This window comes from Streptomyces albiflavescens (assembly GCF_014645835.1).
Lineage (GTDB): Bacteria > Actinomycetota > Actinomycetes > Streptomycetales > Streptomycetaceae > Streptomyces > Streptomyces albiflavescens.
Window position 1 is genome coordinate 66771 of sequence record NZ_BMMM01000031.1, and the last position, 13984, is coordinate 80754.

A 13984-nucleotide genomic window follows, 5' to 3' on the forward strand; every position below is an offset into this window, starting at 1 on the left:
GTGACCAAGCCCGTCGCCCGTGAGCCGCTGCGACGCAATGCGCGATCCAACCGGGCGCGCATCCTGGCCACGGCCCGCCGTGAGCTCGGACGGAACCCGGACATCACCTTGGAGGAGCTGGCCCGGGCCGCCGGCGTTGTGCGGCGCACCCTCTTCGGTCATTTCCCCGGGCGCGCGGCGTTGCTGGAGGCCCTCGCCGAGGAAGCCTCCGAGACCCTTCGAAGCACGCTGGCCGCCAGTGCGAGGCCGACGGAGCCGGCCGAGCGTGCGCTCGCGTACTTCGTGTTCTCGATGTGGCCGGTGGGGGACCGCTACCGGATGCTCCTGGCGCTGGCCCGGCACGATCTGGGCGCGGAGCGCGTGGCCGAGATCCTGGCACCGGCCCGCGACGAGGTGACGGCCATCCTGGAACGAGGGCAGCGGGACGGCGTCTTCCCTGCACATCTGCCGCCCGCCGTGCTCAGCGCCGGCCTGGAGGCGATGACGCTCGCTCTCCTGGAGGAGGTCAACAGCGGAGTGCTGGAGGACGACGGGACCCGGGTCGCCGTCGCCACGCTCATCGCGGCGGGTGTGCCGGAGAAGCAGGCGCGCGTCGTGGTCGACGAGGTCCAGTCCGCGGCGGTCGCGGAGTCCGCTGCGCAGGCCTGAGGGCCCCCGAGGGGCGTCACGCGTTCCGATACGACGAGTTGTCCTGCGACAAGTCGGTCTTCGACGCGCCGTCGGGGTGAAAGGTGACCGACTCGCCCGAGAAGCGGGCGCTGAGGCCGTGCGCCGTGGTGGTGACTGAACGCAGCTGCAGGCCCTCGGGGATGTTCCGCAGCTGGATCGGCTTCTCGAAGACCTTGTCGAGCAGCGCTTTTCCGGCGGTGGGCAGCACACCGCCCGTGACCTGGAAATTCCGGAACCTGATGCGGTTGCCGGACACCGCCGAGACGGTTGTCGTCACAGTGACCTCGTCGCCGAACGGCAGCAGGACGCGTGCGCCGACCTGGCCGGGACGGGTGCCCTGGGACACCTCGATCCCGAGGGCGTCGGACACGTCCGTGTACGACAGGTGGGCGGTCGCTTCCGCGGAACTGGCCCGCGCCTCTTGGCCGTTGTCGGACTTCCGCAACCCGTTCAGCCGGAGGTCGAGTTCGGACAGGGGCAGCGGGCGCGCCGACCCGTCGGCCGGTATGTCATGGGCGGTGATGTCCACGTGCCGCAGGGTGCCGGAGGCCAACTGGGTCAGGACGGGAAAGCCGCGGACGTGGACCTCGGGCCGCTCGGGAGTGTCCATGCCCTGCTGGAACGCCTTGGCCGTCCGCGCCTCCACGCGCGCCGTCGCAACACGGTCGACCACCACGGGAACGACGGCCAACGTGAGCAGGGCGGCGACGGCGATGAAGACCGGTCGTCGGCGCCTTGGGGGCGCGGGCGGCTCATACGGTTCGTACGGCTCGTAGGACTGGTACGTGTCGCCGTCACCGTATGCGTACGGGGGCTGTGGCATGAGCTCTCCTTCAGTGGGGTGGTTGTGCCTGCCCGGTGCCGTGCAACCGGTGGACCTCGGAGGCCGCGACGCCGTGGTCGACCCCCGCGGCGATCAGGGCCGCGGTGGCGGCGCCGGTGCCGTCGTCGGCCCAGACCCCCGAGTTGACGCTGTCGAGCAGCGCCAGCAGGTGCGCTTCGAGGGCTCTGCTGAGCGGGCCGGGCGGGACGCTGGTGTGAAAGACGCCCTGCTGCTGACCGCGGGCGAGGATTCCGGCGACCGTGTCGCGGGCCGGGGCGAGGAGCTCGCTCACCCGGTCGGGCCCAGGACCTTGCCGTGAGAGGCCGATGAGTGTGCGGTAGCGGTCGCCGACCGGCCACAGGGTGAGGACGAAGCGCGCCAGGGCGGTGACGGCATCCGGCATCGGGGTGCGCGTCACAGTGATCGCCAGTCGTAGGGCGTCCGCCGCCTCCGCGGTGAGCCCCTCGATGAGTGCGGCCCGGCCGGCGAAGTGCACGTAGACCGTGCGACGCGCCACACCGGCCGCCGCGGCGATGTCGCCGAGGCTGCAGTCGGGATCGCGGCCCAGCTCCCGCCGAGCCGCTTCCACAATGCGGGTGCGTGTGGAGCGCGCCGTGCGACGGCGTGGTGGGTGCGGGGCTGGTCGGCCGGTCACATCTGTACCTCGGTGCCTCGGGGTGGAAGCGGAGAACAAATATTTGCACACCGGTGGGCAATAAACTAGCCTGCACGTCGATGGGCAATTAACTCGTCCCGCTAGGAGCCTTCGATGCCCTTCCTTGCCGCCACACCTGTCGAGAAGATGACCGGGCCGTACGCGCGGCGCTGGTTCGCCCTGCTCGTGCTGTGCCTGAGCCTGCTGATCGTCGTCATGGCGAACACGTCCCTGATCGTGGCCGCGCCGGACATGACGAAGGATCTGGGCCTGAGCAGCAGTGATCTGCAGTGGGTCATCGACGGCTACACCGTCCCGTACGCCGCGCTGATGCTCGTGCTGGGCTCGATCGGCGACAAGTACAGCCGCCGCGGCGCGCTGATCACGGGCCTGGTGATCTTCGCGGGCGGTTCGGTGATGGGCAGCACGGTCGACCGGACCGAACTGGTCATCGCGGCCCGCGCGATCATGGGCGTCGGTGCCGCCGTCGTCATGCCGGCCACGCTGTCACTGCTGGTCGCGATCTTCCCCAAGCGTGAGCGGGCCCGGGCCATCACGGCCTGGACCGCCACCTCGGGCCTCGCCATCGCCGTCGGGCCCCTGGTGGCCGGCTGGCTCCTCGAGGACCACGCCTGGGGCTCCACCTTCCTGATCAACGTCCCCATCGCGGTCGTCGCCGTCGTCGGCGCACTGGTGCTCGTGCCGCCGTCCAAGGCGGAGCGGATGGGGCGGATCGACTACGTCGGCGGCCTGCTCTCGATCGTCTCCGTCGGCAGCCTGGTCTACGCGACTATCGAGGGTCCGCACTTCGGCTGGGGCGCCGGCCCCGTCACCGCCGCCGTGGTCGCCGGCGTCGGCCTGCTCGTCTTCGTGGCCTGGGAACTGCGGCACCCGCACCCCATGCTGGACGTGCGCAGGTTCACCCAGCGGCCGTTCAGTGGCTCGATGACGGCGGTGCTGTTCTTCTTCTTCGGCACCTTCGGCGCGATCTACTACGCCACCCAGTTCCTGCAGTTCGTCCTCGGCTACGGCGCGCTGGAGACCGGCGTACGGCTGCTGCCGCTGGCCGGGGCAGTCTTCGCCGGTGCCGCGGTGACCGGCCGGCTGACCCCGAAGCTGGGCATGAAGCCGATGGTGGTGGTCGGCATGGTGATCGGCACCGTCGGTGTCTTCCTGCTCACGCAGGTTGAGAAGAGCTCGACGTACACGGACTTCCTGCCGACGTTGACGATGCTCGGCTTCGCGATCGGCCTGAGCGTCTCCCCGGCCACCGACACGATCATGGACTCCTTCCCGGAGAGCGAGCTGGGCGTCGGTGGCGGCGCCAACGACACCGCGCTGGAACTCGGCGGCTCCCTGGGGATCGCCGTGCTCGGCTCGCTCCTTTCCACCGCGTACCGCGACAAGCTGAGCGACCTGGTCGGCGGCCATCTCCCGGCAACCGCGATGGACACCGCCAAGGACTCGGTGGGTAGCGGCCTGGCGGTGGCGGAGCAGATCGCGAAGACCCCCTCCGCCGGCCCTCAGCAGGCCCAGGCCCTGGTCGACGCCGTGCACCAGTCCTTCGCCCACGGCGTCGCCACGACGAGCCTCGTCGGCGGGATCATCATGGCTGCCGGGACGATGATCGTCCTCGCGGTGCTGCCCGGCCGCCGGGCGTCCGGACGGCACCGCTCGCAGGAGCCGGCGGGAGCGGACGCCGGCCGCGAGGAGCAGTACACGGACGCCGTCCGGTCATCCTGACCGGCCTCGCTGGTCGAGGTCGGGCAGGGGGCGCCGGGCGACCTCACGGGCGTCGTCCGGCGGGACACCCAGCATGCGCAGAACCATCTCCGCGAGATTCGCCGCGGCCTCGTCGCCATCCAGATCGGGGCGGGCGAACCTCAGCTCCACCAGGGACAGCAGGGTCCCGCCCAGTGCGGACAGGGCGACGGTCGGATCGACGAGGGAGAAGCGGCCGGAGTCGACACCGGCCTCCAGGTCGCGCAGAGCGCGGGGAGCGAGGCCCCGGTCCGAGTGGACGTAGCCGAGTCCGCGGTGGCGCAGGACCTGCATGAGCTCAGGATGGGATTCGGCCATCCGGGCGCTGAGCCGGAAGCCCGCGGCGACCAGTTCGGCGGGGTCGTCGACCCCCCGCAGCCGCTCGTCGAAGGTCTGGCCGAACTCCTCAAGGGCGTCCACCACCGCCGCGTCGAACAGCTCCGTCTTCGATTCGAAGTGGTTGTAGAAGGAGCCGAAGCCGACGTCCGCGCGCTCGGCGATCGCCTGGATGCTCGCGCTGGTGTCTCCGGTCTCGGCGAGGATCTGCCGGGCCGCGCGGACGAGTGCGTGACGGGTCTCGGCACGGCGTCGCTCGAACCGGTTGCTGGGCGGGGCTGACGTTGGCATGGGGAGAGTCTAGTCGCGACGGTGAAGGCGACAGCAGTTCTGATGGATCCATCATTTCCTGATGTTCGCCTCTTGACGACGAGAACATCAAACTTGATGATTTCATCATTACGGCAATGTTGCTTGGAGGGCGCCATGTCCGAAACCCGCGTCAACGGGACCGATGCCAAGACGGCCCACCAGGACCTCCACAGCGAGCGGGGCGCGCTGCGCGGAGAGCATCCGGGACGCGCCAGGAATCCTGTGATCAAGGTGGCCGACCTGGCCTGGCTGGAGTTCGAGAAGCCCGACCTGGACCGGGCCGAGGTCTTCGCCCGCGACTTCGGCTTCGGAGTCGCGGCACGCACGGAGCGCGAGCTGTGGCTGCGGGGCACCTTCGCCGGCTCGCCCTGCATGGTGATCCGGCGGGGCCGCACCTCCCGCTTCATCGGCCCGGTGTTCCGCGCTGCCGAGCGGGCCGACCTGGACCGGTTGGCCCGCGCCACCGGCACAGCCGTCCAGGACGCCGACGTTCCCGGCGGCGGCAGGGTGGTCGGCCTCCTCGACCCGTCCGGCTTCCCGGTTCGTGTCGTGCACTGCGCGGAGCAGCTGCCCGAACTGCCCGGACAGCGGCCGCTCACGCTCAACCACGGGACGGATCAGCGCCGTACGAACGCCACGCAGCGGCCGCCGCGCGAGCCGTCCCGTATCCAGCGGCTGGGGCATGTGGTCCTGGAGACACGGGTGTTCGCCCGTGCCCTGGACTGGTACCTGGATACGCTCGGCATGATCGTGTCCGACTTCCTGTTCCTGGACGGGCAGCGGGGGCGCGGTCCGACGATGGCGTTCATCCGCTGCGACCAGGGCAGTCTCGCCGTCGACCACCACACCCTGGCCATGCATCTCGGCCCCGCCAACGGCTACGTCCACTCCGCCTACCAGGTCACGGATCTGGACGCCATCGCGGCCGGCGGCGAGTACCTGGCCGAGCGTGGCTACCAGCGCAGTTGGGGCATCGGGCGGCACATCCAGGGCAGCCAGCTCTTCGACTACTGGCGCGACCCCGACCGCCTCATGCTGGAGCACTTCTCCGACGGCGACCTGTTCTCCTGCGACCTCGAACCCGGCTGGGCGCCCATGTCGACGAGCGGCCTCGCCCAGTGGGGGCCGCCGGCCACCCGCGACTTCCTCGGCGCCAGTCCTTCCCCCGCCAGGGTCCGCGACGTCATCCAGGCTCTGCGCGGCGACAACGAAATGGACCCGGCGCGCCTCCTGGGCCTGCTCAAGGCCGCGAACTCCTGACCTCCTCAACCCCGACGAAGGCAATGACATGAGCACCAACATCCTGCGTACCGCCGACGGCTGGTGGGTAGTGCGTCCCCGAACTCTCGACTCCGCTCGAGCAGGGGAGACCCCCACCTCACGCGCCGTCCGCATCGAGACCAAGGCCGAGACCACCGCCGAACTGCTCGCCGACCGGGCCGCCGTCCAGGAGGCCGCCGCCTCGGACGAGACCGGTACGCCGGTCGCCGACCTGGCGGCACTCTCCCCGGTCACCACCCCCTGCCGCGTGGTCGCACAGATGGTCAACTACCACAGTCACGCCCGCGATTCGGGCTTCACCGGCGACATCCCGCCCGCCTTCTTCCGCAAGGCCTCCGGCTCGGTGAGCGGCCCGGGCGAGGCCGTCGTCCGCCCGCCGCACGTAAAGTTCCTGGACTACGAGGTCGAACTCGGCCTGGTCATGGGCGCACCCCTGCCGGTGGGCACCGTGGTCGAAGAGCGGGACCTGCCCTCGTACGTCGCCGGGCTCGTGATCACCAACGACGTCAGCGCCCGGGACGTACAGCTGACGAAGACGCAGTTCTACGAGAGCAAGTCGTACCCGACCTTCACGCCCACGGGTCCGTACCTCTCCCTGCTGGAGCCGGCGGAGTTCGCTCATCTCCTCGAGCTGCGGCTGAAGTTGTCGGTCAACGGTGATCTGCGCCAGGACCGCACCCTGGCCGACATGATCGTCCGCCCCGCGGAGGCGCTCACGCTGCTGGCCCGCTTCCAGAAGCTCGACCCGGGCGATCTGCTGCTCACCGGCACCCCCGGCGGCACCGCCCTGAAGGCCCCGCCCAAGGCCGTCGAGAAGATCGGTGCGCTGCTGCCGCCCGCCGTGAAGTGGAAGGCGTTCTTCAAGAGCCAGGCCCGCAACCCGCACTATCTGCACGAGGGCGACCTGATCACCGCGACGATCGCCACACCGGACGGGCTGATCGACCTCGGCGAGCAGCGCACTCCCGTGACCGACGCGAACTGAGACCCGAGGTGAGCCGCACATGACCGCCGACCAGGCCGGATCACGGGACACCGCGCCCGGGTCGGCACAGAAGGTACCCGTCGTGATCATCGGGGCAGGACCCGTGGGCGTGACCGCCGCCCTCCTGCTCGCCCGGCGCGGAGTCCGCACCGTCGTCCTCGAACGACACCGGGACGTCTACCCCCTGCCACGCGCCGTCGCCATGGACGACGAGGTCCGCCGGATCCTCCAAGCCGCCGGTGTCCACGAGGAGTTCGCGGACATCGCCCGTCCTGCCGGAGGTCTGCGTCTGCTGGATGCCCGGCACCGGGTGATCGCCGAGTTCCGGCGGTCCCCGCACGGCCGCCACGGCTTCCCGCAGACCAGCATGTTCGACCAGCCCGAGCTGGAGCGGCTGCTGCGCGACGCCCTGGCCTGCCGCCCGGAGTGCGAGCTGCGGGGCCAAGTGGAGGTGACCGCCGTGCAGCAGGACGCTGACGGGCCGGCCCGGGTGACCTACCGAGACAACGCGGGTGAACACCTGCTGTGGGCGGATGCGGTCCTCGGCTGCGACGGCGCCGGCAGCATCACCCGCGATGCCATCGGCGCCGCATGGGAGGACCTGCGCTTCGAGGAACGCTGGACCGTCATCGATGTGCGCACCAGCGCCCCGGTTCGCTGCTGGGAGGGCGTCGACCAGGTCTGCGACCCGCACCGGCCGGCGACCTTCATGCGCATCGGCGAGGACCGCTACCGTTGGGAGTTCCGGCTGAGTGACGAGTCGGAACTGGATCACGGGCGGCTGCGCGAGCTGGTGGCCCCCTGGGTGGACATCTCCCACGGTGACGACTTCCACGTCGTCCGGCAGGCGCGGTACACCTTCCGGGCCCGCATCGCCGACCGGTGGCGCCGGGGCGGTGTCTTCCTGCTCGGCGACGCCGCGCACCTCACCCCGCCGTTCGTGGGACAGGGGCTGTGCGCAGGCCTGCGGGACGCCTACAACCTGACCTGGAAGCTGGCACGCGTCCTCCAACAGGGCGCCGACGAACGGCTGTTGGACACGTACGAGGCCGAACGCAAGCCCCACGCCCGTCATGTGATCCGTCTCGCGGTCGCGACCGGCTGGGCCATGACCGGCGGCCAGGACCGCGCCGCCGCACTGCGTCGGAGGGCCCTGGGCGCGGTCTGCCGCATACCCGCAGTGACGGGCATGGCGACCCGGGGCCTCAGTCCCGCCCTGTCCGCGGGCCCCCTGATACGGCGGCGCAATCGTTTCCCCGGCCTTGCGGGGACCTTCTGCCCGCAACCCTGGTCGACCGTCGACGGCCGGCGCACCCGCCTCGACGACGTGCTCGGCGACTCCCTCGCCGTGCTGACCGCGGTGCCGCTCGCGCCCTCGCTCCGCGCGCTCACCGAGGGTCTCGGCGCGCGGATCGTCGATGTGCGGGAGGTCGGCGACGACGGCACCCTCGCCGCCTGGCTGCGGAGCGGCCGTACGGGCGCGGTCCTGCTGCGCCCCGACCGCGTCGTCCTGGACGTCCTCGCGCCGGGCGGCGACGACTTCACCGGCACTGCCGCCTGGGCGCCCCTGCTGTGCACCGCCCGTCGCCCCGTCGCCCCGACCGAACAGCCCGCCCCTGAACCCGCGTTGAGGAGCATCACGCAATGACCGCGCCGTCCGCAGACCCCTTCTGGACCCCGGACCCGGAGTCCGCCGAACGCAGCCGCATCGCGGACTTCGCCCGCCGGGCCGCCCGTCACCGAGGCCTCGAAGCCGCCGCGCCCACCGACTACGCCGCCCTGCACCGATGGTCCGTCACCGACTTGGAAGGCTTCTGGGGCGCGGTCTGGGAGTACTTCGACATCGAGGCGTGGACGCCGTACGAGCGGGTGCTGGCCGAGGAGAGGATGCCCGGCGCCGACTGGTTCCCCGGTGCCACCCTCAACTACACCCACCACGTCCTGCGCAACCTCCCGTCCGACGACCCGGCGATCATCGCGCTGGACGAGACGGGCTCCGGATGCGAAGTGACCGGCGGGCGGCTGCGCGCCGAGGTGTCCTCCGTAGCCGCGACCCTGCGCGACTTGGGCGTCGGCCCGGGCGACCGGGTCGTCGGCTACCTCCCCAACACCCCGCACGCCGTCGTCGCCTTCCTCGCCGCCGCGAGCCTGGGCGCCGTCTGGTCGGTGTGCGGCCAGGACTACGCCCCCAACGCCGCCGCCGACCGCTTCGCCCAGCTCGAGCCCTCCGTCCTGATCGCCGCCGACGGCTATCTCTTCAACGGCACCAGGCACGACCGCCGCGAGGCGACCCTCGACCTGGCCCGCGCCCTGCCCACCCTGAAGGCCACGGTGCTCGTGGACCACCTGGGCCTGCGCCGGCCACAGGGCGCCCACCCTTCGCTCGTCATCCCCTGGGAGGACGCGTCCACCCGAACCGAGCACCTCACCTGCGTCCCCGTGCCGTTCGACCATCCCCTGTGGGTCGTCTTCTCCTCCGGCACCACCGGCCTGCCCAAAGGCATCGTCCACGGCCACGGCGGCGTCCTGCTGGAGCATCTGAAAACCCTGGGCCTGCACTCGGACCTCGGTCCCGGCGACCGCCTCCTGTGGTACACCACCACCCACTGGATGATGTGGAACCTGGTCGTCTCCACCTTGCTGACCGGCGCGACGACCTGCACGTACGACGGCAGCCCCGCCCCGTTCGCGCGCCCGGACGTCCTCTGGGAGCTGGCGGCCCGCCACCGCGTCACCCTCTTCGGCACCAGCCCCCAATATCTGCTGGGCATGGCCAAGTTCGGCATCGACCCGTCCGTGCACGACCTGTCGGCGGTCCGTGCCGTCGGCTGCACCGGCTCGACACTGCCCGCCTCCGCCTATCCCTGGGTCCGCGACCACGTGGGCGACCACGTTCAGCTCGCCTCCATCAGCGGCGGCACCGACGTCGTCTCCGGCTTCGCGGGCAGCGCCCCGACCACCCCTGGATGGGCGGGAGAGCTGTCCGCCCCCCACCTGGGCGTGGCCCTGGCCGCCTACGACACCGAGGGCCTCCCGGTCGTGGACCAGGTCGGCGAGCTGGTCGTCACCCGCCCCATGCCGTCGATGCCGCTGTACTTCTGGAACGATCCCGACGGCACCCGCTACCGCGACGCCTACTTCGGCGCGTATCCGGGAGTGTGGCGGCACGGCGACTGGATCACGCTCACCTCCCACGGTTCGGTGATCGTGCACGGCCGCTCCGACTCCACCCTCAACCGCAACGGCGTGCGCCTGGGCAGCGCGGACATCCACGACGTCGTCGAACGCCTCCCGGAGATCACCGAAGCCCTGGTCATCGGCGCGGAGGAACCGGACGGCGGCTACTGGATGCCGCTGTTCGTCGTCCCCGCGGCCGACGTGACCCTCGACGACGCCCTCCGCGACCGGATCCGCGACGCGATCCGCGCAGGCGCCTCACCCCGCCACGTCCCCGACGAGATCCTCGAAGTCCCCGCCATCCCGCACACCCGCACGGGCAAGAAACTCGAGGTCCCCGTCAAACGCCTCCTCCAGGGCGCCCCCGCCGATCAGGTCGTCAGCCGTGCCGGCGTGGACGCACCCGAACTCATCGACTTCTATGCCCGACTGGGAGCCGACCGCCGGAAAAGGATCACTGGGTGACGGACGGCGGCGGCCGCGTCGGGCCGTCTCTCCCCGGACTCCCCAGGAGCCCAGAGCCAGTCCCGTCGCTGTCTGCTGGTGGTGCACGCCTAACACGCCGGTGAACTGCGGAAATGGGTACCGTTGAGGCGGGTGGCGGTTGAGGCGGGTGGCAGTTGGGTGGCCCGGGAATGGTCCGCATCGTGGCCGCAGTTTCGGCAGGCTGCGCGGTCGGGCAGACCCCGAGGCGCTCGGGACGCCACGCAGCAGGCCGAGAAGCCGGCGGCGGAGGACGACCCTCCCCGGCTCCCAGCCGCCGGGCCCGACCAAGACACACAGTGCGGGCCCCGCGCCCGGACACCCGGCCGGACGTGGCTCCCCGCGGACCCCTGGTGGCGGGCGGCGTCCGCTCCTGTTGCCCACTCGTGGCGCCGCCCCGAGGGACCGGATGCCGCACTGGACGCCCGGCGCGACATCGACCTTGTGGGAACAGTTGACGGTTGACCGGGCCCTCAGAAGAAATGCGGCCGCCCGCTGATGGGCGGGCCGTCCTGCCCGAGCGTCTCGGGCCTCACTTACGGCTGGAGGAGAACCGGTCACTGACAGAGCTGTAGACCTTCTTGGCGCCCGCTCCCAGGCGTGGTCCCGCAAGCCAGGTGTTGTCGGCCGGGCCTATGGAGGTGTTACTGACCAGGGCGAGCGCGCCGTCAGGGCTCGTGGCGAACCAGCCTCCGCCCGAGGAGCCGCCGGTCATCGTGCATCCGATCCGGTACAGCGTGGGCTGGTCGGCGTCGACCGACAGCCGCCCGGGCCGGTCCTGGCAGGAGAACATCCGTTCACCGTCGAACGGTGACGAGGCCGGGTATCCCCACGCCTTGATCGCCGGGATCCGTGTCGCCGAAGGTGCGTCGAACCACACGGGCGCCGCCTGCCCGATCGCCTCCTGCAGCGAAGCCGTACCACTGTCCGGCGGGCGTACGTGCAGCACGGCGAAGTCGAACGCTGCACCGTCGCCTCCGGACGGGCCGCCCTGCTCGATCCACTGGGGCGATGTTTCGGCATAGTCCGCCCACCAGGTACCGAACGGCGCGACCTGCCCCTGGCCGGCGTTGCCCCTCGCCGCACCCTCCAGACCCTCGTTGTTGTACGACGGTACGAAGACGATGTTGCGGAACCAGGTGCCCTTGGCCCCCGCGTGCACACAGTGGCCCGCTGTCCACACCAGACTGGACGCACCGGGACGGGCGGGATCCTCGACCGCTGATCCGGAGCAGACACTGGGGCCCTCAGGGGTGTCGAAGAAGAGCTTTCCGATCACTGCCGCGTTGTCACGGTAGGGCGTCTTCTCAGCCGCCGCAGGTACCGCGTCGGGCTCCGGGTCAGAGACTCCCGCATCCTCACCCAAGTCGTTCGGCACCGGGCTGTCGATACTTTCGGCCTCCGCCATCCGGTCCGGCGTCCACAGACCGGGGATCACCGGGTTGGAGAAGGCAGGCAACTGGCGCTGAGCGTGGGTGCAGTTGGCCACGAGGAGCATGACCAGGACCGTGAGTCCGGCGAACAGCCAAGGCGACTGGCGTGACGAGCGCATCGGCGTACCTCTCTGGGAACGGATGCTCCGGGGCGGGGTACGGATCGGCAGTCGCGTCCCGCCTGCCCGCCCCGGAGCATCCGTCAGGCCTCAGTTGGAGAAGCGGATGGACTTGACCTTGAACCCGATGGTGGAGAGGTCAGCCACGTCCTTTTCGACGGTCAGCGACTTGCCGGTGCAGTCGGCGCCCTCCCAGATCTTGGCGAAGCCACTGATCTGCAGCGACCCCGAGAACTTGACGGGCTTGCAGCCCGGGCCGCCCAGGCCCTCCGCGGGGTCACCGAAGTTCGGGCTGTCGAAGAAGGTCGCGGCGGTCGCCGGAGGGGACGTCGGGCTCGGAGCAGCCCCCGTCTGACCGTCACCCCCGGTGTTGCCGGCCTTCTGGCCATCGGGAGTGACTCCGAACCAGGTGCCGCCCACACCCTGGCCGTTGGTGTCACCGGGCTTGACGTCCTTGCTGAAGAGGTACACCGGCCAGCCGCCGATGGTCACCTGGAAGGCGCCGTCCCGCTTGATGAAACCAATCGACGACTTCGGCACTCCGTCCAGGAAGACCCGCCCGCCCTTGGCGACCAGGTAAGGCGGCCAAGTGGTCGCGCACTCATTGAAGCAGTTGGACTTCGACGGATTCGCGGTGTCCTTGTCGAACCGGTACAGCGTGAATCCCGCGCCGTTTATCACCACCGGATCCAGCTCACCGGCCTTGCCGGCCGACAACTGCACCCACTTGCGGACCACCGGCTTCTTCGCGGCGGCCGCGGGTGCGGCACCGGCCGCCGAGTCGCCGGTATTGGCATCCGCATTGTTCTGGCTCGCGGTACCGGACTGGAACGAAAGGTCAGCCCCGGTGGCGGCGGAAGAAGACGAATCGCTGGAGTCGCTCTTTCCATCGTTGTCATTGCAAGCCGACAGCAGCAGAACGCCCAGCGCGGCACAGGAAGCAAACACCGCACGTGCACGGAACATCGAGAAAACCCCCGAGGGATAGATGATTGCTCGCCACGGAGGTTTCCGAAGCGAGTTCACTCTTGACACGAATTCGGGTCGCGGCCGGGTTCACCGCAGTTCGCTTGGAGACATAACCGTGACATTGGCAATCCGGAATGACGCGAGGGATATGCAACAGGCCGGTGGAGGGCGCACGCCACCGACGTGATCCGCTATGGCGTGACCTTCTCGCCAGTGGGCCCCACGGCGAACCATGTTCCGCCGACGCCCTGGCCGTTGAGGTCACCCGGCTCGGTGTCGCCCGCGAAGCGGTAGACCGGCCACCCGCCGACCGTGATCTGAATCTGGCCGTCCTGGCGGCGGATTGCCCCGACCTGGTCGTGGTCCACGCCGGCCAAGTAGACCTTGCCACCCTTCTCGATGGTCACCGGCGGCCATTTCGTGGCGCAGGCGTCGTTGCAGTTCGACTGAGACGGCTGGGCGTTGTCCTCGTCGAAGCGGTACAGCGCCGCCTGGTTGATGTTGATGAGGTGCGGTGAGCCGAGCGTCGGTGTCTTCACCGCCGACAGCTGGACCCAGCGGGGCGGCGCCTCCTGGACAGCGGCGCCGACGACGGTGCCGCCGGTGCCGGTTTGGCCGGCCTCCTGAGCCGAGGTGTCGATCAACTGCAGCGCGGCGTTCCCCGTGCTCCCACCGGGTGTCGTAGCGGGCGTCGTCGCGGGCGTCGCAGCGGGGGTCGAGGCAGCCGCGCTCGGACTGGCGTCGCCGATCTGAATGGTCTTGCCGCAGGCAGACATACTCGCCACGCCGCACAGAACCAGGACGGACGCGACGACGCTGCGGCGGACGGGGCGGCGTGCGGTGTTGCCACGGGACAGCAGGCCTGTGCGAAGCGATGTCATGCCTGCAACACGAGACGGGAGGCAGCAAAGGTTCGACGCAGCAGGTGAAGGTCTGGAAAACGGACGGCCCGTGGTGAACGATCCGGCCCGCCGGACACGT

The 13984-nt window shown here is 70.4% G+C and carries 12 protein-coding genes; 6 read left to right on the forward strand and 6 right to left on the reverse strand.

What is annotated here, in order from left to right; translation table 11 throughout:
• On the forward strand, window positions 1-648 hold the full coding sequence (locus IEY95_RS46480; protein ID WP_189192382.1) for a TetR/AcrR family transcriptional regulator: 648 nt from the start codon (window positions 1-3) through the stop codon (window positions 646-648).
• 16 nt (window positions 649-664) lie between these two features.
• Here IEY95_RS46480 and IEY95_RS46485 read toward each other — a convergent pair whose 3' ends face one another.
• Together IEY95_RS46485 and IEY95_RS46490 are read right to left on the reverse strand one after the other, a co-directional pair.
• Window positions 665-1492, reverse strand: coding sequence for an LmeA family phospholipid-binding protein (locus tag IEY95_RS46485; RefSeq protein WP_189192383.1), 828 nt, complete (start codon window positions 1490-1492; stop codon window positions 665-667).
• A gap of 10 nt (window positions 1493-1502) precedes the next feature.
• Complete coding sequence (locus IEY95_RS46490) at window positions 1503-2147, reverse strand: TetR/AcrR family transcriptional regulator (RefSeq protein WP_189192384.1); 645 nt, start codon at window positions 2145-2147, stop codon at window positions 1503-1505.
• 114 nt (window positions 2148-2261) lie between these two features.
• On the opposite strand from IEY95_RS46490, the gene IEY95_RS46495 reads away from it, so the two are divergent.
• A complete protein-coding gene (locus IEY95_RS46495) occupies window positions 2262-3890 on the forward strand; it encodes an MFS transporter (RefSeq protein ID WP_189192385.1) in 1629 nt (542 codons plus the stop codon).
• Here IEY95_RS46495 and IEY95_RS46500 read toward each other — a convergent pair.
• Window positions 3882-4535, reverse strand: coding sequence for a TetR/AcrR family transcriptional regulator (locus tag IEY95_RS46500; RefSeq protein ID WP_189192386.1), 654 nt, complete (start codon window positions 4533-4535; stop codon window positions 3882-3884). The two genes, IEY95_RS46495 and IEY95_RS46500, sit on opposite strands and share 9 nt — an antisense overlap.
• Before the next feature lie 135 nt (window positions 4536-4670).
• On the opposite strand from IEY95_RS46500, the gene IEY95_RS46505 reads away from it, so the two are divergent.
• The 4 genes from IEY95_RS46505 to IEY95_RS46520 are packed head-to-tail and all read left to right on the forward strand — an operon-like array spanning window position 4671 to window position 10464.
• A complete protein-coding gene (locus IEY95_RS46505) occupies window positions 4671-5816 on the forward strand; it encodes a VOC family protein (RefSeq protein ID WP_189192387.1) in 1146 nt (381 codons plus the stop codon).
• A 28-nt stretch (window positions 5817-5844) separates the two neighbouring features.
• Window positions 5845-6822, forward strand: a complete 978-nt coding sequence (locus tag IEY95_RS46510; RefSeq protein WP_189192388.1) for a fumarylacetoacetate hydrolase family protein — start codon at window positions 5845-5847, stop codon at window positions 6820-6822.
• 19 nt (window positions 6823-6841) lie between these two features.
• The gene (gene mhpA / locus IEY95_RS46515; protein WP_189192389.1) at window positions 6842-8470 is read left to right on the forward strand and encodes a bifunctional 3-(3-hydroxy-phenyl)propionate/3-hydroxycinnamic acid hydroxylase MhpA; all 1629 of its coding nucleotides are present in this window, start codon (window positions 6842-6844) and stop codon (window positions 8468-8470) included.
• On the forward strand, window positions 8467-10464 hold the full coding sequence (locus IEY95_RS46520) for an acetoacetate--CoA ligase (protein ID WP_189192390.1): 1998 nt from the start codon (window positions 8467-8469) through the stop codon (window positions 10462-10464). The genes mhpA and IEY95_RS46520 overlap by 4 nt, the downstream gene beginning before the upstream one ends.
• Before the next feature lie 550 nt (window positions 10465-11014).
• Here the strand turns inward: IEY95_RS46520 and IEY95_RS46525 are convergent.
• From IEY95_RS46525 to IEY95_RS46535, 3 genes are all read right to left on the reverse strand, one after another.
• Entirely contained in the window at window positions 11015-12034 is a 1020-nt protein-coding gene (locus IEY95_RS46525; protein ID WP_189192391.1) for a trypsin-like serine peptidase, read from the reverse strand.
• A 90-nt stretch (window positions 12035-12124) separates the two neighbouring features.
• Window positions 12125-13000, reverse strand: a complete 876-nt coding sequence (locus IEY95_RS46530; RefSeq protein WP_189192392.1) for a hypothetical protein — start codon at window positions 12998-13000, stop codon at window positions 12125-12127.
• 194 nt (window positions 13001-13194) lie between these two features.
• Entirely contained in the window at window positions 13195-13884 is a 690-nt protein-coding gene (locus tag IEY95_RS46535; protein ID WP_189192393.1) for a hypothetical protein, read from the reverse strand.
• Window positions 13885-13984: the final 100 nt, after the last annotated feature.

Excerpts from the sequence above, each read along its gene's own strand:
- IEY95_RS46485 (WP_189192383.1), bottom strand. The coding sequence starts at position 1,492 with ATGCCACAGCCCCCGTACGCATACGGTGACGGCGACACGTACCAGTCC.
- IEY95_RS46495 (WP_189192385.1), top strand. The coding sequence starts at position 2,262 with ATGCCCTTCCTTGCCGCCACACCTGTCGAGAAGATGACCGGGCCGTAC.
- IEY95_RS46500 (WP_189192386.1), bottom strand. The coding sequence starts at position 4,535 with ATGCCAACGTCAGCCCCGCCCAGCAACCGGTTCGAGCGACGCCGTGCC.
- IEY95_RS46505 (WP_189192387.1), top strand. The coding sequence starts at position 4,671 with ATGTCCGAAACCCGCGTCAACGGGACCGATGCCAAGACGGCCCACCAG.
- IEY95_RS46510 (WP_189192388.1), top strand. The coding sequence starts at position 5,845 with ATGAGCACCAACATCCTGCGTACCGCCGACGGCTGGTGGGTAGTGCGT.
- mhpA (WP_189192389.1), top strand. The coding sequence starts at position 6,842 with ATGACCGCCGACCAGGCCGGATCACGGGACACCGCGCCCGGGTCGGCA.
- IEY95_RS46520 (WP_189192390.1), top strand. The coding sequence starts at position 8,467 with ATGACCGCGCCGTCCGCAGACCCCTTCTGGACCCCGGACCCGGAGTCC.
- IEY95_RS46525 (WP_189192391.1), bottom strand. The coding sequence starts at position 12,034 with ATGCGCTCGTCACGCCAGTCGCCTTGGCTGTTCGCCGGACTCACGGTC.
- IEY95_RS46530 (WP_189192392.1), bottom strand. The coding sequence starts at position 13,000 with ATGTTCCGTGCACGTGCGGTGTTTGCTTCCTGTGCCGCGCTGGGCGTT.
- IEY95_RS46535 (WP_189192393.1), bottom strand. The coding sequence starts at position 13,884 with ATGACATCGCTTCGCACAGGCCTGCTGTCCCGTGGCAACACCGCACGC.